At 45.5% G+C, this 19,887-nt stretch carries 14 protein-coding genes and 1 pseudogene; 8 read left to right on the forward strand and 7 right to left on the reverse strand.

The genetic code is table 11. The annotated features are described in order from the left end of the window. The first annotated feature begins 9 nt into the window (after positions 1-9). Both MD535_RS18305 and MD535_RS18310 read left to right on the forward strand, forming a co-directional pair. Positions 10-1,008, forward strand: coding sequence for an ABC transporter ATP-binding protein (locus MD535_RS18305; RefSeq protein ID WP_265676493.1), 999 nt, complete (start codon positions 10-12; stop codon positions 1,006-1,008). Further along, positions 1,005-2,789, forward strand: coding sequence for an aminopeptidase P family protein (locus MD535_RS18310; RefSeq protein ID WP_265676494.1), 1,785 nt, complete (start codon positions 1,005-1,007; stop codon positions 2,787-2,789). Before MD535_RS18305 ends, MD535_RS18310 begins: the two co-directional genes overlap by 4 nt. A gap of 109 nt (positions 2,790-2,898) precedes the next feature. On the opposite strand, the gene MD535_RS18315 is transcribed toward MD535_RS18310, so the two are convergent. Then, complete coding sequence (locus MD535_RS18315; RefSeq protein ID WP_265676496.1) at positions 2,899-5,106, reverse strand: collagenase; 2,208 nt, start codon at positions 5,104-5,106, stop codon at positions 2,899-2,901. A gap of 418 nt (positions 5,107-5,524) precedes the next feature. Here MD535_RS18315 and MD535_RS18320 point away from each other — a divergent pair, with 418 nt between their 5' ends. From MD535_RS18320 to rodA, 3 genes are all read left to right on the forward strand, one after another. Then, the gene (locus MD535_RS18320; RefSeq protein ID WP_265676497.1) at positions 5,525-5,917 is read left to right on the forward strand and encodes a hypothetical protein; all 393 of its coding nucleotides are present in this window, start codon (positions 5,525-5,527) and stop codon (positions 5,915-5,917) included. A 56-nt stretch (positions 5,918-5,973) separates the two neighbouring features. Further along, entirely contained in the window at positions 5,974-6,651 is a 678-nt protein-coding gene (locus MD535_RS18325) for a DedA family protein (RefSeq protein ID WP_265676498.1), read from the forward strand. A gap of 191 nt (positions 6,652-6,842) precedes the next feature. Continuing rightward, positions 6,843-7,925 (forward strand): rod shape-determining protein RodA, encoded by a 1,083-nt coding sequence (gene rodA / locus MD535_RS18330; protein ID WP_265676512.1) that lies wholly within the window; start codon positions 6,843-6,845, stop codon positions 7,923-7,925. A 208-nt stretch (positions 7,926-8,133) separates the two neighbouring features. Here rodA and MD535_RS18335 read toward each other — a convergent pair. The 5 genes and pseudogenes from MD535_RS18335 to gcl form a co-directional block, all read right to left on the reverse strand. Further along, positions 8,134-10,020 (reverse strand): annotated as a pseudogene (locus MD535_RS18335) (methyl-accepting chemotaxis protein); the annotation flags it as partial. Positions 10,021-11,085: 1,065 nt separating this feature from the next. Continuing rightward, entirely contained in the window at positions 11,086-11,718 is a 633-nt protein-coding gene (locus tag MD535_RS18340; protein WP_265676500.1) for a TetR/AcrR family transcriptional regulator, read from the reverse strand. 352 nt (positions 11,719-12,070) lie between these two features. Continuing rightward, entirely contained in the window at positions 12,071-12,964 is an 894-nt protein-coding gene (locus tag MD535_RS18345; protein WP_265676501.1) for a 2-hydroxy-3-oxopropionate reductase, read from the reverse strand. 41 nt (positions 12,965-13,005) lie between these two features. Beyond that, entirely contained in the window at positions 13,006-13,782 is a 777-nt protein-coding gene (gene hyi, locus MD535_RS18350; protein ID WP_265676502.1) for a hydroxypyruvate isomerase, read from the reverse strand. Between the two features lie 39 nt (positions 13,783-13,821). Next, positions 13,822-15,597, reverse strand: coding sequence for a glyoxylate carboligase (gene gcl / locus MD535_RS18355; RefSeq protein WP_265676503.1), 1,776 nt, complete (start codon positions 15,595-15,597; stop codon positions 13,822-13,824). A gap of 313 nt (positions 15,598-15,910) precedes the next feature. Here gcl and aceB point away from each other — a divergent pair, with 313 nt between their 5' ends. Both aceB and MD535_RS18365 read left to right on the forward strand, forming a co-directional pair. After that, positions 15,911-17,527 carry a malate synthase A gene (gene aceB, locus MD535_RS18360; RefSeq protein ID WP_265676504.1) on the forward strand — a complete coding sequence of 539 codons (1,617 nt, stop codon included), beginning with the start codon at positions 15,911-15,913 and terminating at the stop codon, positions 17,525-17,527. Between the two features lie 173 nt (positions 17,528-17,700). Next, positions 17,701-18,129: a GlcG/HbpS family heme-binding protein gene (locus MD535_RS18365; protein ID WP_265676505.1), complete on the forward strand. Its 429-nt coding sequence runs from the start codon at positions 17,701-17,703 to the stop codon at positions 18,127-18,129. 156 nt (positions 18,130-18,285) lie between these two features. On the opposite strand, the gene MD535_RS18370 is transcribed toward MD535_RS18365, so the two are convergent. Next, positions 18,286-18,768 carry a MarR family winged helix-turn-helix transcriptional regulator gene (locus MD535_RS18370; protein WP_265676506.1) on the reverse strand — a complete coding sequence of 161 codons (483 nt, stop codon included), beginning with the start codon at positions 18,766-18,768 and terminating at the stop codon, positions 18,286-18,288. A gap of 139 nt (positions 18,769-18,907) precedes the next feature. On the opposite strand from MD535_RS18370, the gene MD535_RS18375 reads away from it, so the two are divergent. Beyond that, positions 18,908-19,816, forward strand: a complete 909-nt coding sequence (locus MD535_RS18375; protein WP_265676507.1) for a DMT family transporter — start codon at positions 18,908-18,910, stop codon at positions 19,814-19,816. The last annotated feature ends 71 nt before the right edge of the window (positions 19,817-19,887 follow it).

The raw sequence follows: 19,887 nt of genomic DNA on the forward strand, positions 1-19,887 counted from the left end.
GGAGGCAATATGAATCGCAAAGAAATACTGCTCGCGGCGCAAGATCTCCACGTGCATTTCAATGTCAAAAAACATCTCTTGCCCAGCAAGCGTAAAGTGGTCAAAGCCGTCAATGGTATCGACCTAGATGTCTACCGAGGCGAAACCCTTGGTATTGTGGGTGAGTCTGGATGCGGCAAATCAACATTGGCAAGAGCATTGCTTCGCCTGATTGAACCGACAAGTGGCGCACTGGTCTGGAAAGGCGAAGACATGCGTGCATTTGGGCGCAATGAGCTCACCAAAAAACGTCGCGAGTTCCAAATGATCTTTCAAGACCCTTCAGCAAGCTTAAACCCAAGGATGACCATTGCCGATTGCATTGCCGAGCCTCTCTTCACTCACGAGCCTCAACTCAAGCGACAAGAAATTGAAGCACGCGTTATCGCAATGATGGACAAAGTTGGCCTATTGGCCAGCCAGCGAAATCGCTACCCTCATGAATTTTCTGGCGGCCAATGCCAACGGGTTGGAATAGCTCGAGCACTGATACTCAACCCAGAGTTAGTAGTGTGCGATGAACCCGTTAGTGCGCTTGATGTCTCCGTTCAAGCTCAAGTGATTAACCTGCTTGACGATCTTAAAAAAGAGATGGGGCTAACCTTAGTCATGATTGCCCATGATCTCAGTGTCGTGCGGCATATCAGTGACCGTGTCATGGTGATGTATTTAGGAAAACCAATGGAAGTGGGCCATTACCAACATGTTTTTGATCATGCACACCACCCTTATACCAAAGCACTGCTCTCTGCAGTGCCCATTGCCAATCCTGCACAGGCTAAAAACCGTAACGTCCAACTGCTGAGTGGCGACTTACCTTCGCCATTAAACCCTCCCAGTGGTTGTGTATTTCGCACCCGTTGCCCAGAAGCAACCGCAATATGCGCAGAGCAAGCGCCGACCAAAACCGGTCTCAATGATCACCATATTTTTTGTACTCATTCAACATTAGGAAGCCACCCTCTATGAAGACAACCTCCGTTAGTGAACGTTTGGCCTCACTTCGCCGTTCAATGAACGAGCATGGATACAGTGCAGTTATCGTGACAAATAACGATCCACATAGCAGCGAATATTCTGCTTCTCATTGGCTAGCGAGAAACTGGGTTTCCGGTTTTACCGGTTCGGCAGGCAATGCCGTCGTGACAGCCGATGCTGGTGGAGTATGGACTGACGGGCGTTACTATATTCAAGCAGAAGAACAACTGACTGGCTCGTCTCTATCACTATTTAAAGCCAAAGAATCCGCAACCCCCAGTATTGCGCAGTGGCTTGCACAAACCTTGCCTGCACAGTCCGTTGTTGGCGTAGATGGTCGTTCAATTAGTGCGGCGTTTCATCAAGAGCTTGTCAGTGCATTAACACCGAAAGAGATCAAACTAGAGTTAAAGGATCTCATCACCGCTAACTGGCAAGACCGTCCTAGTCGTCCGGACTCCGCTATTTTTGAGCATGAGTTGCAGTTTTGCGGCGAGTCTATCGCTGAGAAACTGTCTCGATTACGTCGCTACCTCAACGATAAAGGCAGTGATGGATTGTTGGTTTCGACACTAGATGACGTGATGTGGACACTGAATATTCGCGGCGGAGATACACCGTATTGCCCAATATCTGAGTCGTACTTATTACTGACCGCCGATACGTGCCACCTGTTTATTGACCGATTCAAACTTAATGCCTCGCTGGAAAAACAGCTATTAGAACAAGGTATCGTCACACTAGAGTATGACAACGTGGCAGACAGTATCAATCAACTACCACATCAGGCTGTGATGCATTACTCCGCCACACACACCGACAGCTTGTTGGTGAGTAGCATTCATGCCAGCCTTACCTTGGTCGACGAACCTTGTATCGTGACCCAAATGAAAGCACAAAAAAATGCGACTGAGTTACGTTCAATGGAACACACCTTGATTCAAGATGGCGTGGCCATGACAGCGTTTATGTATTGGCTAGAGCAACAAGTACCTGGCGGGCAAGTCACAGAATTAGCGGCTGAACAAACCCTCCAATCCTTCCGAAAATCCATTCCCCTTTATATTTCAGACAGCTTTCGAACCATTGCCGGCTTTGCAGAGCATGGGGCGAAAATGCACTACGCTGCCGATACAGCAAGCAACGCGCTCGTTGATGAAAGCAACTTTTTTTTAGTTGATTCCGGCGGCCAGTATCATGGCGGGACAACAGACATCACTCGTACTTTTCATTTTGGAACCCCGACCTTACAGCAGCGCCGAGATTATACCTTGGTGCTTAAAGCGGTGATTCGCCTCACCCAAGCCAAGTTTCTCAAGGGAACCACGGGAGCCAATCTTGATATTTTGGCACGAGGCATACTGTGGCAGCATGGCATCGACTACAAATGCGGAACAGGACATGGTGTGGGTATTGGCTTAAACGTGCATGAAGGACCACAAAACTTCTCGCAAAACCTCAAAGAAGTCGCTCTACAAACGGGCATGGTCATCACCAATGAACCGGGCGTGTACCGAGAGGGGGAGTATGGGGTTCGTATTGAAAATATTATGAAGGTCGTTGAGGTCGAGACGAATGAGTTCGGTGAATTCTACGGATTTGAGACCATTACCATCGCCCCTATTGCAACCAATGCTCTTGAACTATCCATGCTAGACAACACCGACAAGGTTTGGCTTAACCAATATCATCAGCGTGTCTTCCAGTTACTTTCTCCTCATTTAGATAAGCCGCTGTCACAATGGCTACAAGTCGCAACTCAAGCGATTTAAGCGATTTCATTTGTCACTTTTCCTCTCCCACTTTGCCAGCGAAAGTTGGCTTTTTTTTGCGCACTAAAAAGCCCAACCGAAGTTAGGCTTGTTAATTTACATTCTATTTTTATCGACGACACGTCGTCGCATCAAAATCAACCACTAGCGTAGCATCACTGTATTCACCCGCGACCTTAATGTAACCCCAGTAGTCACTTTGAGCGCTAAGTACAATACACTCGCCATTGCCGATATTGCTAGACACAACATCACTCGCATCCCCTGTCGGCCATCCGCCATTGCTGTATGACAGCGTTAAATCACCACTACCATGTGCGGTAGAAATCGCGATGTTAGATACCGCATTCACCCCTTCGATACTCAGCCATAATGGTGCAGAGGAGGATAAACAAATAGGCTCACCAGCCGTAACACGGCCATCACTGACTGCATTACTACCATCACACACTTGTGGTAATAACATGCCGCCGACTAACTGTTGTGTCCACTGTTCAAATTCAGATTGATATTGGGTGGCCCATTGCTCTGTGTGCGCTTTGTAGGCTGCCCAATCCCCACGACGCGTTTCAACTAGCATGTTTGCCAGTTCCGCCTCATGTTTTTCAAACATAAACCTTACGGCTAAATAGCCCCAACGATAAATTCGGTCAACGTCAAAGCCATCATACGTCGTCTCGAATATCTCTTTTAGAGTGAAATGTGTCCCATCCTCAATGGTATCCAGCGCGGCTTGGTTATCATTTTCCTTAGAGATATATTCCGCCACCCCTTCACTCCACCACACCACTTTTTCTGTTGGAGTAGTAAAGTTGCCGTACATATCAAAACGGCCATCTAGATAGTGAACATACTCATGTTCCAAGTTCCAAATAAAGTGATCCGGATTGGCATAACTTGCCTCGTAGGCTACGAAATTTGGCACATTACCAACGATAGACGGATCGCCTTCTAGGTACATACCACCATTATTGGTATCAATATCAAAAATAGGCCCCGCGTATTTTCGATAGTCATCACTAGAATTAAAGATATTCACTTGAAGCTGCGTATTGTGGTCATCCGCCACTGGCTGATTACCCGTCTGTAACTCACCATGAAAATAGGTTTCTTCAAAGCCCATTTTGTCACAGGCTGCCTGCTGTTGAATGGCCGTAAGATCTTGAGACAATATTCGAATCGTATCGCTACACGTATAGGTCTGACTCAGTACCAAGCCCTTCAGTTCTGCCTCAAAGCCGCAAATCCCAAAGTTGGCACAATCCGAATAATAGCTCGCAACATCGGCGGCCGCTAACCACACCGCATCTCCCGTGCCGTACATAGAGTACTGAGTAAATAAGGTCGATAGTTCCGTTGTGACAAGTGGTTCAATCTGAGTATTGGTATACTGGGTCATACGCGCGAGCTCTCTTCCCGCATTCACCGCCATAAACTCTGAATTTGACCCCAGCTTTGTGGCGTCTTTGGCAAACGCGCTTAAATTTTTAACTAAGTCATCACGTTTTGCGATAGCCACTTTAAACCCGTTGTTCCACTGCCCACGATACAAAAGCGTAAAGATACCGTTGACCGCACCACGCATATTCCAGTGCTGCTCATAGTCGCCATTCCAGCGCAACAGCCATTGGTTGATCACATCCAAATACTCGTGTTGCAACGTTGCACTGTCCATGGTGGTAATGACCTCACCAAGCACTTTGCCGTGCGCGTCATTACTATCATAAAAATGCTCATTCGCCACAAAGGTATCCACCGCCTCTTTCACTGCGCTTGTGACCCATGAAAGCAAGCTCACACCGTCATTGTAAAACTCCGCATAATAGCCCGCACGTAAGTAAAGGAATAACGCTTCCAGTTCATCGCTGCCGCCACCTTGATAGGCTCGAGACAACTCTGTCGCATGTTTTGCAACGTAGTACATGTTATTAGAATCAAAGGCGGTGACTTGAGTGGCGCTGTCGGCGGCGAACAAATCATTGACACACTCCGCCCCTTGCGAGGTGATTTGAGAAATCAGGGTATTAGTATTGGTCGTAGCAAACCCAGAAACATCACACTCTACCACGGCTTGCTGACTAAACGTCATGACCCTGGGCGATGCGTCTAAGGCCGGAGTGAGATCGTTCGATTCCGACCGTTTTGGCGAAGGCCCTACGTCTACGGAAGCGTCTTGTGAATGAGTTTCTTGCGAATGAGATTCATGGGAGTGATAGGGGTTAATCTCGACCGTTTGAGAAATTGGCGCACTATCCGCCTGTGCGTAGAACCCTGTGCAGGATGCTACCAGTGCCACTGTGAGTTTATTTAGTTCCATCTATTGGTTTCTCTTGTTTATATTGATGTTATCGCCATGCCATCATGCATCGCGGTTCCCATCTCAAATTAGAGTCTTCAATAGAAGGATGAAACATTTAATTAACAAATCAGAATATAGGTTCATATTCTGAGCCCAACCGACCCAATTGCTGATTTTATAAAATATAAAATTATGTGGGCCGTGTTTTGAACTATCGATTCAATGCCCTCATTTGTCATGACTTCCCACCCCATATTTTACGCACTTAATCGCCAACAGAACCACGCAATCATCGTGTCAGTCTCTCTCATCATTTTCATTTTACCCCTCAGAACCGATACACATAAATGATGCGTAGTCACGCTAAGATAAGAAAGATTGCTTTTTTTCGAAGTTAGCAGTACATATAAGCAGATTCCCTTATTAGGCGCTTAGCGTGCAACGACGACTCGAGACATTCCCTTTTATCTTGGCACTTTTTACAGTATCGCTATGCACGACGATAGTGTTATTTAGCTATATTGCCGATATCAGTGAACCTAGGGTTTCTTTGCATCCAATCACGACTGTCAGCCCTGAGCGCGCGCCTCATATCGACAACAGTACCCAACTGCTGCGTAGCTCAACTCTTCGCGTTGCACAGCAAAAAGCACAACCGCATACCAAAGCAACGCTTCCGTGGCCAATGATGATGTCAGCGATAGCTCTATTTACCGCGAGTTATCAATTCACTCACTTCACCCCACGCAGTTATCTTTTTTTTGAAAACAGCCGGCTCGCGGGCTGGCAAGATACCAACCTACAATTTCGTTTTATTCATTCACGTTAACCGCTTCATTTTTCTACTATAACCCTTAATTTTATTGTCGGTTCATTGGAGCAACTATGTTTGAAGCTACCCAAGACGTCTTGATTGCCCTTTGGCATCAAGACTTTAACGCGTTACTCGCGCCAGAAAGCGCGATCCTTATTTACGTTCTCGTGACTTTTTTTATCGCACTAGAAAGCAGCTTTTTGCCCGCAGCGCCTCTGCCATGTGACAGCGTGGTGGTCTTGGTTGGAACGCTCTCTGCTGTGGGGGTACTCAATCCTGTTACGGCGTTTTCGCTACTCATTATCGCGGCAGCGGTAGGCAGCTGGTTAGCCTACTTGCAAGGACGTTGGCTAAACAAACTGCCTATCGTAAAAGGTTGGTTGGCAAAAGTGCCAGAAAGCAATATGCGAATGGTCGACAACCTACTCTGTCGGCATGGTTTAGTGGCGTTATTTAGTGCTCGCTTTATTCCTTGCGTGCGTTCATTGGTTCCTATGGTCATGGGAATGCGCGTCCAAGAAACACCACGATTCCATTACTTTTCCTGGCTCAGTGCCACCTTGTGGGTTGGGCTATTAGCCGGTGTAGGATTTCTCTTACCATCATTACCAGAACCCATCAGCCGTTTCACAACCATGGCACTAATGGCAGCCCCTATCATTACCTTGTGCGCTGCCATTTTTACCTTTCTCACTTGGCGAGCTCGTCACGCAATTCGCGGGTTCAAGCAAGCGATGAAAAAAAATTAGTGTAGTGAGACAAAACCAATGCGCAGACTATTCGCTTACTTATACCGTTAACTCGTGAGGCCAATAGCAGCCTCACGATAACTCCCCTAAACCGTAAACCGTAAATGAATCAGCCTAACCCAAAGTCGACTGATTCAATACTCAACTTGATAGTTGTGGCCATATTCTGCGCCACTTCACCGGGCAATAAATTGAAAAAGTACCTGTTCCCTCAGCTTGATTTATCCATTGTAATGGCCATTTTGGCGCTCATGCTACTTAGCACCATCACCATATGGAGCGCCAGTGGATTCAGTGAGTCTGTGATTACTAACCACCTCATTCGATGCGTTATTTCGTTAGCGTGTATTGTCATTATGTCGGCCATCCCCGCGAAACAATATCGTCGCTTTTCACCTTACTTATATTTAGTCACCGTGAGCTTGCTCGTAGCGGTGGTGTTCGCTGGCGACAGCACAAATGGCTCTCAGCGCTGGCTGTCTATCGCAGGCTTTCGCTTCCAGCCCTCCGAATTAGTTAAGCTGGCCATCCCTATGATGGTGGCTTGGTTTATACAAAGAGATGGTGAGCGCCCAACTGGCGCCAGAATTTGCTACGCACTGTTACTTACCGCCATCCCGACCGGATTGATCTTTGTTCAACCGGATCTCGACGGCGCCATTTTTGGCGTCATTTACATGCTGTTTGTGCTGTATTTTGCAGGCATGAGTTGGAAGATTATTGGCGGCTTTGTTGGCTTAATTGCCACTCTCATTCCACTGCTATGGTTCTTCGTCATTGAGACCTATCAGAAGAAAAGAATCCTGCAATTTCTGAATCCAGAAAGTGACCCTTTGGGGGCGGGTTATCAAATCATCCAATCCCATATTGCCATTGGATCTGGTGGGATAACAGGTAAGGGTTGGGCGAATGCCACGCAAAGCGCACTGGGGTTTATTCCCGAAAGCCATACCGACTTTATTTTTTCTTCCTATGCGGAAGAGTGGGGATTCGTCGGCTGCGTACTACTGTTGTCTTTGTATCTCTTTATTACGCTGCGCACACTGTGGATCTCGTGCCACTGTCATCATGCCTTTGGCAGACTGGTTTGTGGCTCGTTAGCGTTAAGCTTTTTTCTCTACGCTTTTATTAACACTGGTATGGTTAGTGGCTTACTCCCCGTCATGGGCAGTCCACTGCCTTTCTTTAGTTATGGTGGCACCGCTATGATCACGCAGGGCATCTGCTTTGGCATCATCATGTCCCTGTGTCGTGCACCCTCGCGATTCGCTTAGCATGATAGCGGTCAGTACAACCGTGTTGACCGTTATAACTAGCCCCCATTACCTCGTTTATTTTTCAAATTTATAATCCCACTCCGAAGACAAACACGCCGCAACCGGCGTGCTGGCCTATTGTAGTAAGACACTAACCCACTTGATTACGAATAGTTTCCACATCTTGCTGGTGTTGCTGTGCTCTTGCTTCCATCTGTTGCAGTTCGCTTGAGATGTTATGGCTATTTTCGAGCAGTCGGTTGGTATCACGGGCTAGGCCATCGATGTCTTGAATAGCCCCCGCGATCGATTCGGTTTTTTCTGTCGCGTCGTGCATATGCTTGCCTACGGTCTTTACCACATCGGCAATAGTGTCCATTTGCTCAAATAGAGCATTGACGCTTGAGCGAGAATTATCCAATGACTGCTGGGTGCTTTTCGCCAAATTACGCACTTCATCGGCAACCACGGCAAAGCCACGACCATACTCACCAGCCCTTGCGGCCTCAATACTGGCATTAAGCGCTAACAGGTTAGTCTGATCGGCAATTTTATCAATGATCGACAATACACTGCGCAGACTTTCTGCTTCTTTCTCCACTGACATAATATTTTGTTGCAACGCAGACACTTCGCTTTCTAGTGATCGCACGGTGCCACTAAATTGATTGGTATCGGCCGACAGCGCCGAAGAATTACTACCAATGTGGTCAATGTAACTAATGGAGTTTTGAGTCAGTTCGCTGGATTTATTCGCCACACTCATCGCCTTGATGGAATCTGTGAGTGAGCGTTCTTGAATGCGCATCATCAGTTCATTGGAGCGTAACTTAAGTTGTGAGAAGTAATTGGCGTAAGAGGCATAATCGGTAACAAACTGACCGTGAGCTTGCTCCACGTCTTCCCTACGCCGACTAAAGAAAATGGCACTCAAGGTTTCATTAATATTTACCCCAAACAGCTCACCAAAGGTAGAAAAGCCCGCAACAGGAAGCCTGTTAAAGTTACTGAGGTCATTCAGTTCCTGGCTATTATTTAATCGCCTCAGGATACAGTCGAATAAAATACCACCCACCAACTTATCTTCATTAATTAACTGTCTAACAAAATCTTTATTCGTTTGTTCAACAAACGCTGTCTTTCGCATTAAGTGCAGTTCCGTTCCTAATGGTGTATCACAATAAAAATGTACTTTGCCTTCCGATACATCAATATTAGCAACCGAACGTACAAAATACTCACCCTGCACTTTTACCGCAAAGGTATAATCCGATAAAGACTGTTCAACCTGATCGACACGACAACGAAAATGAGTCGCGAGCTCGTTGAGAAAACCTTGTATTTCCATAGTTGTCGCAGACAATACACCAGTCACGTAACGCAAAGACGGATTAGCATCACCAATTAACCAAGAGCGCCCTACTGGCTCAAAGTTTTGTGTTTTAAATAACTGGAATTGATACTCAGGGTTGAGCTTAATAAAGCACAACAAAGCGTGCTGATGACGCACTGATGTTCCATCATGAAAAGGCGCACTATCAAAGTTCAAGCTTCCTGCGGAGGTGCCACCAACAAAGGGGACTGGGAATTTCCCCGATTGATACACCGCTTCCATAAGCCAATTTTCACTGTTTGTCAGCCCATTTACGAGCGTCATTGAAAAACAATCTCGAGGATCCAGTGGAAACGCTAGCTGAAGGCTGTCTAAATGCTTTCCGATTTCCAGAACACGAGCTGATGGCTGCGCATGGCTAATGCCACGTTGAATATCATCACAAGGTAGTGGCACGGTATGGGTATCAACCGTATCAACAAGATCTGCTGAAAAAAGTTGAAGTACCATTGTTTTGGTCTGACCTGTGTCTAAATACAAGTTATCATGACTAGAAGATAATTCGCCCGCCGTTGAGGTAAGAATCAAAGGTCCATCCACGATGCGACTGAGCGCACGATGGAGATGACCAAGATCATGGCCATGAGGAACAAAGCCAACGCCTAAAACCGGCTTGTTACCATTAAACAAAAAATCACTTACATCCAATGACGACAACGATACCACATCAAGATTAACAACTTTTATTACTTCGTCGTTCATGGATTTATCCATATCCATGTTTTTTTTCCGAAACTTGAACAACATTCGATTCCCTAAAATATAGAACAGCAAATAGACAACAAGATATATTGACACATTTAATATTAAGCACTTGGCTTTATAAAGCAAGAAGTATAATAATAATTCTATTTACCGTACGGATCGTACTTCCTCACTAATAATAAACATATCATTCTATATATCCTCCTGTTTAATTTAATTAAACACACCGATATACAAACGACAGAATAATAAATCCCTTTAATAACACTCTGTTACTTTAACTGTTTTTTAATAAAAACTAACAACAGACAAGCAAAATACATTACCGAAATCAATTAAATTGAATTACACATTTACACTGGCTATTTCTTTTCAGTCGTTTTTCTAGCTTCCAGTTCATCAAGGCGATATCTGCGGCTTACACTATCGATCGTATCGTTTCTAGAATCGAACCTTAACCGTTTCATGAATGCTTTATTAACTGGATGTCGAGTATATACTCTTACAAACGGTGAAGTTGTCGGCATTGATGATAAAACACTTTGAGGTTCCTATAATCACAAGAACCGAACCAGTGATATCCAAATGATTAACACATACGCTTCTGCTAATAAACAGGGACTTGATAAACTCAACGTGAAGCAGAAAAGCCATCGTAGAACAAGATGGGAATTACCTACTTATCGGCATGGTAGAGCACTGTTATTATGAGAATAATCGTTCAATGCGTTTGAATATAAGCATTACATTAGACCTAATAATCTTGGCAAAAAGTAGGCAGAATCAATTAGTACGTATCTCGTCAAAATCCCTCTGTAATGATAATTTTCGCTCGTATCCCAATTATAACTAGCCACGTCGTCTAGTTTATTTTTTTTCTTGGAATCTCACACCGAAAACAAACACGCAAGCCAACCGAGTTGCAAACATGCCTCTACACCTTTTTCGCTGCACTTTTACTTCCATTTTCTACGTTTCGATTAAGAGGTGGTGGCGATTTGCGATCAGCCAGTTGCTATCCCAGACTAGGCTATCTATTGAATGAGATAAAAATGACCGTATTCAGGTCATTCATCTTTATTATCCTTCTACATCACTCGCGATTAGCGTTTTCACGCCACACCCTTGAATCACCAATTGCGTTAAAAATGAGGCAGCTTGTTCATAGTCTTCATCACTGAGCGTCGGCTTATCCATAACACTGCCGATTTGCCAGCTAAAGTCCGCGTACGTTTGCGTGGCAGCCCATATCGTGAACATTAGGTGATGAGGAGGGACGCGCTCCATTAGACCTTGCTCGGTCCAAGCGGAGAATTTATTGATGATCATCTGTGATTGTTTGAAAAGCTGATCTCGAATACCTTCTGGTAACACTTTTGCACCAGACATCACCTCACTGGCAAAGACGCGTGAAGCGTGTGAATGATCGCGTGAAATGGTTAACTTAGTTCGAATGTATTGGCTTAATGCTTCAACAGGATTATCTAACTCTTCAATAGGACGAGAAGCTTCCAACAAGGGCTGGGTGACGGTTTCTAATACCGCACAATACAATTTGTCTTTAGAGCTAAAATAATAGAAAACATTGGGCTTAGGAATGTCGGCAGCTTTGGCAATATCTGCCATCGTGGTTGCAGCATAGCCATGTGTGGCAAACTGCTCACTGGCAACTTCGATGATCAAATCTTGATTCTTTCGTCTTATCCGTGACATTGCTTTTCCTGCATACCGATTATTCATGTTTCATGGTAATGATTTAGTCGCAGAAATCCAAGAGATATAAACCGTATCCTCTACATCAACGCGCCGTAGCATTTGCCATCAAATTATCACCAACACCGATTCAAGTAAGAAAATAGACACCTAGATGGGTGAACGAAAAAATCCCGTCACCACTAAGATCAATGCCTGTTGACGTAAATGCCTTTGCATTAAAGGCATGTCACTATTGATTAAGCAGTAACGGGAACGCGTATAAAAGGAGACGAAACTACGCGATTGAAACCCTTATACTCAAACTCTACTAAGAGATAAGGGCGCGTGCGGAACGGATGTGTCGTTACTCTTAACGACGAATATCATGGTCAGAGCGTTGCTCTATTGCTTTAATCAGTGCGGAGTGATCCCACTCTTGCCCTCCCATTGCGGCACATTCATCAAATAGCGTTAATGCCGTCTGGGTATTGGGAAGCGCAACTTGTAGCTCTTCTGCTCCGGTCAAAGCAAGGTTAAGGTCTTTTTGGTGTAGCGCAATTTTGAAGCCTGGATTAAAGGTGCCTTCCACCATTCGCTCACCATGCACCTCTAAAATTTTAGAGCTGGCAAAACCACCAAGTAGAGCTTGGCGCACTCGTGCTGGATCCGCGCCAGCTTTAGATGCAAACACCAACGCTTCAGAGACCGCTTCAATGTTAAGTGCGACAATAATTTGGTTGGCGACTTTGCATGTTTGGCCTGCCCCATTATCCCCAACCAAGGTAATATTTTTTCCCATCACTTCAAACAGCGGGCGTGCGGCATCAAATGCGGCTTGTTCGCCGCCAACCATAATGCTTAACGTACCATTGATTGCGCCCACTTCTCCGCCAGACACGGGCGCATCCAAATATTGCGCGCCACTTTCTTTAACGCGCTTAGCTATGGATTTGGTCGCCATTGGCGAGATGGAGCTCATATCAATAACCAGTTTTTTATCACGACTTTGTGCCAGACCCTGCTCCACGCCATCATCATCAAACAGTACGGCTTCCACTTGCGGCGTATTGGGCACCATAATGATGACCACATCGGCCAATAGCGTCGCTTCTTTTGGGGAGTGACAAACTTGTGCACCTGCGGCAACAAGCTCTGCAGGCGGCGCATTGAAGTGATCAGAAAAAATCAATTTGTACCCTGCTTTTTGCAGATTTTCGGCCATGGGTTTACCCATGATTCCTGTTCCAATAAATGCAACTTTCATACTATGTTCTCCTTAACGTCGTCGTATTCTCTAATTCCAACCTAGCGATATTCATTCAGCCAATTTAAGCCTGCTTGGGTAGTGGTTTGAGGTTTATATTCACAACCAACCCAGCCTTGATAACCAATGTCATCAAGATAATTGAGTAAGTAGGTGTAGTTGATTTCACCTGTACCCGGCTCGTGTCGGCCTGGGTTATCTGCAAGCTGAATATGAGCAATCTGCCCTAGATTCTTCTGAATTGTCGGCGCTAAATCCCCTTCCATAATCTGCATATGATAAATGTCATATTGCAAATTAAGGTTATCACTACCGACTTCTTCTATAATGGCGTTAGCTTGCGCTGTCGTAGTTAAGAAAAAACCGGGAATGTCACGAGTATTAATCGCTTCTATCACCAGGGAGATACCTTCCTTTTCTAACGCGTGTGCAGCAAAGCGTAAATTGCTCACAAACGTGGCTTGCGCCTGCTCTGTCGTCACGCCATCAGGCACAATACCGGCTAAACAATTCACTTGTTTACAACCCAATACTTTGGCGTACTCTATTGCAGTTGGCACGCCTTCTCGAAACTCAGCGATTCGACTCGGGTCAACCGCGACTCCTCTATCACCCGCATCCCAGTGACCTGCCGGCAGATTAAATAGCACTTGCTCTAAGTGGTTCTTATCAAGCTGATGCTTAATATCGTTGGCAGACTCTGCGTAAGGGAATAAGTATTCAACCCCGTGAAATCCAGCGTCAGATGCGGCAGAAAAACGCGCCATAAAATCCAATTCGGTAAACAGCATCGATAAGTTAGCAGCAAATTTTGGCATTCTCTTGTCCTCAAAGATTGTTAATTAATTGCCACCATATTATTGGTGGCGTGGCAATGCTGTTGGTGCATCGTCAATGGATTCAGATAGCGCTTCAAACTCATTAATGGCGTTAATTTCTACGCCCATCGCAATATTGGTAACACGCTCTAATATCACCTCAACCACCACCGGAACCTTATGCGTTTTCATCAGTTCTTTCGCTTGCAAAAATGCGTCTTGCATTTGTTCTGGGTCAGTGACTCGTATTGCCTTACAGCCAAGCCCCTGAACCACAGTGACATGATCCACACCATAGCCATTCAGCTCTGGTGCATTCTGGTTTTCAAAAGCGAGTTGAACACAGTAATCAATATCAAACTGTCGCTGTGCTTGACGAATTAGCCCTAAATACGAGTTGTTCACCAACACATGGATGTAAGGCAAGTTGAACTGCGCTCCTACCGCTAACTCCTCCATCATGAACTGAAAGTCATAGTCGCCCGAAATAGCCACAACATCTCGATTCGGATCCGCCGCTTTGACACCCAGAGCCGCTGGTGCAGTCCAGCCTAGAGGACCCGCTTGCCCACAATTAATCCAATGACGAGGTTTATACACATGCAGAAACTGAGTCGCAGCAATCTGAGATAGACCAATAGTGCTGACATAACACGTATCACGGCCAAAGACTTTATTCATTTCTTCATAGACACGCATTGGTTTAATGGGTACTTCGGTATAATGCGTTTTACGTAATAGGGTTGCTTTACGTTGCTGGCATTCGCTCACCCACTGATTTCGATCTGGCAATCTTCCGGCGTCGCGCCATTCGCGTGCCACTTCCACCATCAGCTCAAGTGCAGCTTTAGCATCGGAGACAATACCTAGATCCGGACAAAACACTCGGCCGATTTGGGTTGGCTCTATATCAACATGAACAAACTTTCGGCCTTCGGTATAGACATCAACTGATCCAGTGTGACGGTTAGCAAATCGGTTACCGACACCAAAGACAAAATCCGAAGCCAGCATGGTTTCGTTGCCGTAACGGTGGGCGGTTTGCAAGCCCACCATGCCTGCCATTAACTCATGATCATCCGGAATAGACCCCCATCCCATTAGCGTTGGAATAACAGGTACTCCGGTAATTTCAGCAAACTGTTGCAGCAACTCAGAAGCGCCCGCATTGATAACACCACCGCCTGATACAATCAGAGGATTGGATGATGCACACATCATCTCCATGGCTTTTTCAATCTGCGGACGGGTCGCGACGGGTTTATAAGGTGTCAAAGGCTCGTAAGTATCAATATCAAATTCGATTTCAGCCAACTGAACATCCAATGGTAAGTCAATTAATACCGGACCCGGTCTCCCTGACCGCATTAAATGAAAAGCTTGCTGGAAAGCACGGGGAACCTGCGCTGGTTCGAGAACCGTTGTACACCACTTGGTGACAGGTTTCGCTATCGACTCAATATCAACCGCCTGAAAATCTTCTTTGTGTAGACGCGCTCGCGGGGCTTGCCCAGTAATACACAAAATAGGAATGGAATCTGCAGACGCGGAATAGAGCCCGGTGATCATATCGGTACCTGCGGGGCCAGATGTACCAATACAAACACCAATATTACCTTGTTCAGTTCGCGTATAACCCTCTGCCATATGAGACGCTCCCTCTACGTGTCGCGCCAAGATATGATCAATACCACCAAGTTTGTTCATTGCTGCATACATAGGGTTTATTGCTGCACCCGGAACACCAAAGGCGATGTTTACCCCTTCTCGTCTTAATACTTCTACCGCCGCTTCAATTGCTTTCATCTTCGCCATGTTGCTCTCCAATTCGGATTGTATACAATTCAACTTCGTTTTGTGTACTATGAATCATATTGGAGATATCGCAAGCTAAAATTGTACATTTTTGCAACATAGAGCTTATACACTAAGTAACCACTAACTCCATACTCCACATCAACACTAGCTTTATATTAAATATCTTCACATGAAAATATTTTTACTGTTTTTCTAATGAAAAATAATTGTTAAATACCCTTTGATTGTTCACACAAATTAAAATATAAGTAGATTAATTAATGTACTTTTGTATACAAAATCAAAAGACATTGTTTAAAGGAGACGAGCAATGACAATGAATGACGCGAAGGAAGAAATAACAATGCACAGTATCCAAATCGTTGGTACAACCCAACCACAAGGATATAAAGATATTTTGTCGGATGAAGCGTTGTGCTTCTTATCCTCGTTAGTCGATAAATTTGGCGAACGACGTGATGCGCTACTTCAGCAGCGAGACGCTATACAAGCGCAATATGATCAAGGGGCTACGCCTGATTTTCGAACTGACACCAAGGCCATTCGTGATGATAAAACTTGGCAGATCGCTCCGCCACCTCAGGATTTGCTTGATCGTCGCGTTGAAATTACCGGACCCGTTGAGCGAAAAATGGTGATCAATGCCCTTAACTCAGGCGCCAAAGTCTTTATGTGCTGCTTTGAAGATGCGTCGTCACCCACATGGGAAAATATGGTTGAGGGCCAAATCAATCTGCGTGACGCCAATTTAGGAACAATCAATTATTACGATCAAAGTAAAGCAAAAAACTACACATTGGACGCCGACCCAGCTTTGCTCATTGCTCGCCCTCGAGGTTTGCATTTACCTGAGAAATCGATTCAATTTAAGCACCAAGCGATCCCAGGCTGCTTAATGGATTTTGCCCTGTATTTCTTCCATAACTATCAAGCACGCGCAGCAAAAGGCCAAGGTGTGTATTACTATCTTCCTAAGCTAGAGACCATGGAAGAAGCTCAGTGGTGGGAGGACATATTTTGCTTCACAGAGCGTTATTTTAATGTACCTACAGGGACCATTCGCGCCACAGTACTTATTGAAACCTTACCCGCGGTATTCCAAATGGATGAAATACTCTATGTCATGCGCCAGCATATTGTTGCGATGAACTGTGGACGTTGGGACTACATCTTTAGCTATATCAAAACACTTAAAAACCATGCAGACAGAATTCTACCCGACCGACATGGCATTGGAATGGATCAATCCTTTCTTAAGGCCTATAGCCAACTATTAGTGCGAACTTGCCACACCAGAGGTGCGCTCGCCATGGGAGGTATGTCCGCCTTTATCCCATCAAAAGATCCATTAGAGATGGCAAACGTCACTCGCAAAGTGATTGATGATAAACAGCGGGAAGCGCTCAATGGTCATGATGGTACTTGGGTCGCGCATCCAGCTCTAGTTGATTTAGCGATGTCGACATTTAACGAGCACCTGAAAGGGCAAGTGAACCAACTTAATTTCCCGAGTCCAACGCATACGATAGATGCCGAGCAGCTGCTTGCCCCTTGTCCCGGAACCCGAGATGAAGCTGGCGTTAGAAAAAACATTCGAATTGCGGTGTATTACATTGAGGCATGGATCCAAGGGCATGGTTGCGTCCCTATCTACGGGCTGATGGAAGATGCCGCAACGGCTGAAATTTCAAGAGCTAACCTTTGGCAATGGATCCATCACGCTATAGCGCTAGATGACGGACAAGTATTCACCAAAACACTATTCCATCGCTGGCTCTATGAAGAACTCAACACTATCAAACAGGAAGTTGGCGAGACGCGCTATGCTGCTGGCCGCTTTGTTGAAACAGCTGACCTTTTTTATGAGCTATCAACAGCAAAGACATTCGCGAGCTTCCTGACCCTTCCAAGCTATCAACTACTGTAGGAGTCGTCCGTACTTAATGGTCGGCAAGGTCATAGACATCGCAAGATAATATCGACATTAAGGCCAGTCAAAAGCAAGCATGTGATACCGCTTCTACAACATGCCGCTTTCTTGATGCCATCTTTCAATAGTTAGTAGCACCACGATAAACGCGATAAAACTAGGAGATTAACATGGGAAGTTTAACGCTCAAGCAAGCACTGACCATTACAGATGGCACCTTTGGCGCTGGGGAGGAAAGTCACAGTGCACCGCTCACTGTTGCGGTACTCGACAGTGGCGGAAAACTCATTACGCTACAACGACAGGATGGGTCCAGCATGATGCGCCCTGATATCGCCATTGCCAAAGCATGGGGAGCACTCGCGCTTGGTTGCTCTTCCCGAAAATTGGCACAAGATGCCGACGCAAGACCCGCCTTTATTTCAGCCATTAACGTACTGGCGCATGGCAATATGGTGCCAGTTCCTGGTGGACTATTAATTAGGGATGCCGAGAAAACGGTACTTGGCGCCGTTGGTGTAAGTGGCGATCTTTCCGATCTTGATGAAAGTTGCGCATTAATGGGTATTGACCACGCCAACTTATTCAGTGATGAATAAGTCTATTGAAACGCAATGTTTCACAACGCGTCATTGCTGCGACGACAGGCCGCTTAATGTTTACTTGTCGTGATGGTCACTAGCCAAAAGTCGATCCCTGCCTTCGCAGGGATGGCGATTTTTCCGACACTCTCAACAATCCAAAAGCATCGCTTTCTATTCAAACTGCCCTAGCCACTGTTTCAACAACTGATTAAGATTTTTCTTTTGAGGCTTGGACAAAGACTGGACTAGTTTCTGTTGCACTTCCACGTGCTCTTCCATCATCTTATCGATCAGCACAAGTCCTTCATCCGTCAGCTTGACTCTTACGCTGCGTCGGTCTTCTTTGCTATGCGTTCGTGAGATGTATCCCTTAGACTCTAACTTGTCCATACGATTCGTCATAGCACCAGAAGTTAGCATCATAGAATCAATCAGCTCTGATGGGGTCAATTGATAAGGGCTACCGCTGCGTCTGAGCGTTGCAAGAACATCAAACTCCCCCATCTTTAAGTCATATTTTTTATGGACTTCAGCAACTTGGGTTTCCATATATTTAGCAAGGCGCATCATTCGCCCCATCATGGCCATTGGCTCAGTTTCAAGCTCAGGCTTCTCTTTTGCCCATTGCGTGACTACGCGATCCACTGCATCCATTGTTGTTCCTACTCCATTATGTTAACGCTCGTCTAGAACCACGACGGACGTTAAAATTACTTTAACGTTAAGATACTTTACATTGTAAACTTTTGCTAGTACATTTAGGGCAAATATCTTAACGTAAAGATAAGTAACCATGAATATATTACTCGCAATGATACCTGCTTTTTTCTGGGGAACGACATACGCCGTCACCAAGTTCTCCCTGCCCGATTGGCCACCCATTCTACTTGGTGCATTGCGAGCGTTACCTGCTGGTTTACTATTACTCGCCGTTAAACCCACTTTGCCGAAAAAGGGTGATTGGCAAATTCTGTTTAGCCTTGGCTTAATCAACATCGCCACGTTCTTTGGTCTCATTTTTGTCATGGCACAAACACTCCCATCCGCGATTTCTGGTGTTGGAATGGTCTCTGTTCCTGTGTTTGCCATGTTATATCACTGGCTAATCGGTAAGCGTAAGCCTAGCTGGATTCAAGCAATAAGCGGGTTGGTACTGGTTATTCTAGCGTACTTTTTGTTTTCACCTGGCTCTATGAGTCTTAATCCTATTGGGCTAGGAGCGATGCTTGCCGCCATTATGTGTATCGTCGTCGGTAGCAGTATTACTAAGTCTCTAGGTAACCGAATGCACTGGTGGACAGTGCTTACGTGGCAGTTAATTTTAGGCGGTATCATGCTGTCTATCGCCGCCAGTATTCATATGACGGTTGCACCATCGCTCTATTTGGATGTATATCATCACTTTAATAGCAAAAACCTGATGGGCTTACTGTGGGTGATCGGCCTTAATACCGCATTAGGCTACGGCATGTATGTTTGGCTATTGCAGCGAATGACCGTCGTCGATTTTACCTTCGGCGGTATTGCGAACCCAATCGCCGGTATCGTATGTGGCCTTATCTTACTTGGGGAATCTTTCACCCTACCACAGTATTTACTCATGTCGGGTATGATCGCCACATCGTTACTGCCGCAAGTTATTCTTGCCATTAGACAAAACAAGCCGAACCCCTTACTCAGCAGTAAGGCGACACGCCCTTAATTAAGTCTGTTCAAACAAAAAAAGGCGGTACATCACATGATGTACCGCCTTTTTTATTACACCACTCTCGT

The sequence above is a fragment of the Vibrio qingdaonensis genome (assembly GCF_026191675.1).
In the GTDB taxonomy this organism is placed as follows: domain Bacteria; phylum Pseudomonadota; class Gammaproteobacteria; order Enterobacterales; family Vibrionaceae; genus Vibrio; species Vibrio qingdaonensis.

Bases quoted from the DNA above. Each gene is read 5' to 3' on its own strand.
- MD535_RS18305 (WP_265676493.1), top strand. From the start codon at position 10: ATGAATCGCAAAGAAATACTGCTCGCGGCGCAAGATCTCCACGTGCAT.
- MD535_RS18310 (WP_265676494.1), top strand. From the start codon at position 1,005: ATGAAGACAACCTCCGTTAGTGAACGTTTGGCCTCACTTCGCCGTTCA.
- MD535_RS18315 (WP_265676496.1), bottom strand. From the start codon at position 5,106: ATGGAACTAAATAAACTCACAGTGGCACTGGTAGCATCCTGCACAGGG.
- MD535_RS18325 (WP_265676498.1), top strand. From the start codon at position 5,974: ATGTTTGAAGCTACCCAAGACGTCTTGATTGCCCTTTGGCATCAAGAC.
- MD535_RS18340 (WP_265676500.1), bottom strand. From the start codon at position 11,718: ATGTCACGGATAAGACGAAAGAATCAAGATTTGATCATCGAAGTTGCC.
- MD535_RS18345 (WP_265676501.1), bottom strand. From the start codon at position 12,964: ATGAAAGTTGCATTTATTGGAACAGGAATCATGGGTAAACCCATGGCC.
- hyi (WP_265676502.1), bottom strand. From the start codon at position 13,782: ATGCCAAAATTTGCTGCTAACTTATCGATGCTGTTTACCGAATTGGAT.
- gcl (WP_265676503.1), bottom strand. From the start codon at position 15,597: ATGGCGAAGATGAAAGCAATTGAAGCGGCGGTAGAAGTATTAAGACGA.
- aceB (WP_265676504.1), top strand. From the start codon at position 15,911: ATGACAATGAATGACGCGAAGGAAGAAATAACAATGCACAGTATCCAA.
- MD535_RS18365 (WP_265676505.1), top strand. From the start codon at position 17,701: ATGGGAAGTTTAACGCTCAAGCAAGCACTGACCATTACAGATGGCACC.
- MD535_RS18370 (WP_265676506.1), bottom strand. From the start codon at position 18,768: ATGGATGCAGTGGATCGCGTAGTCACGCAATGGGCAAAAGAGAAGCCT.
- MD535_RS18375 (WP_265676507.1), top strand. From the start codon at position 18,908: ATGAATATATTACTCGCAATGATACCTGCTTTTTTCTGGGGAACGACA.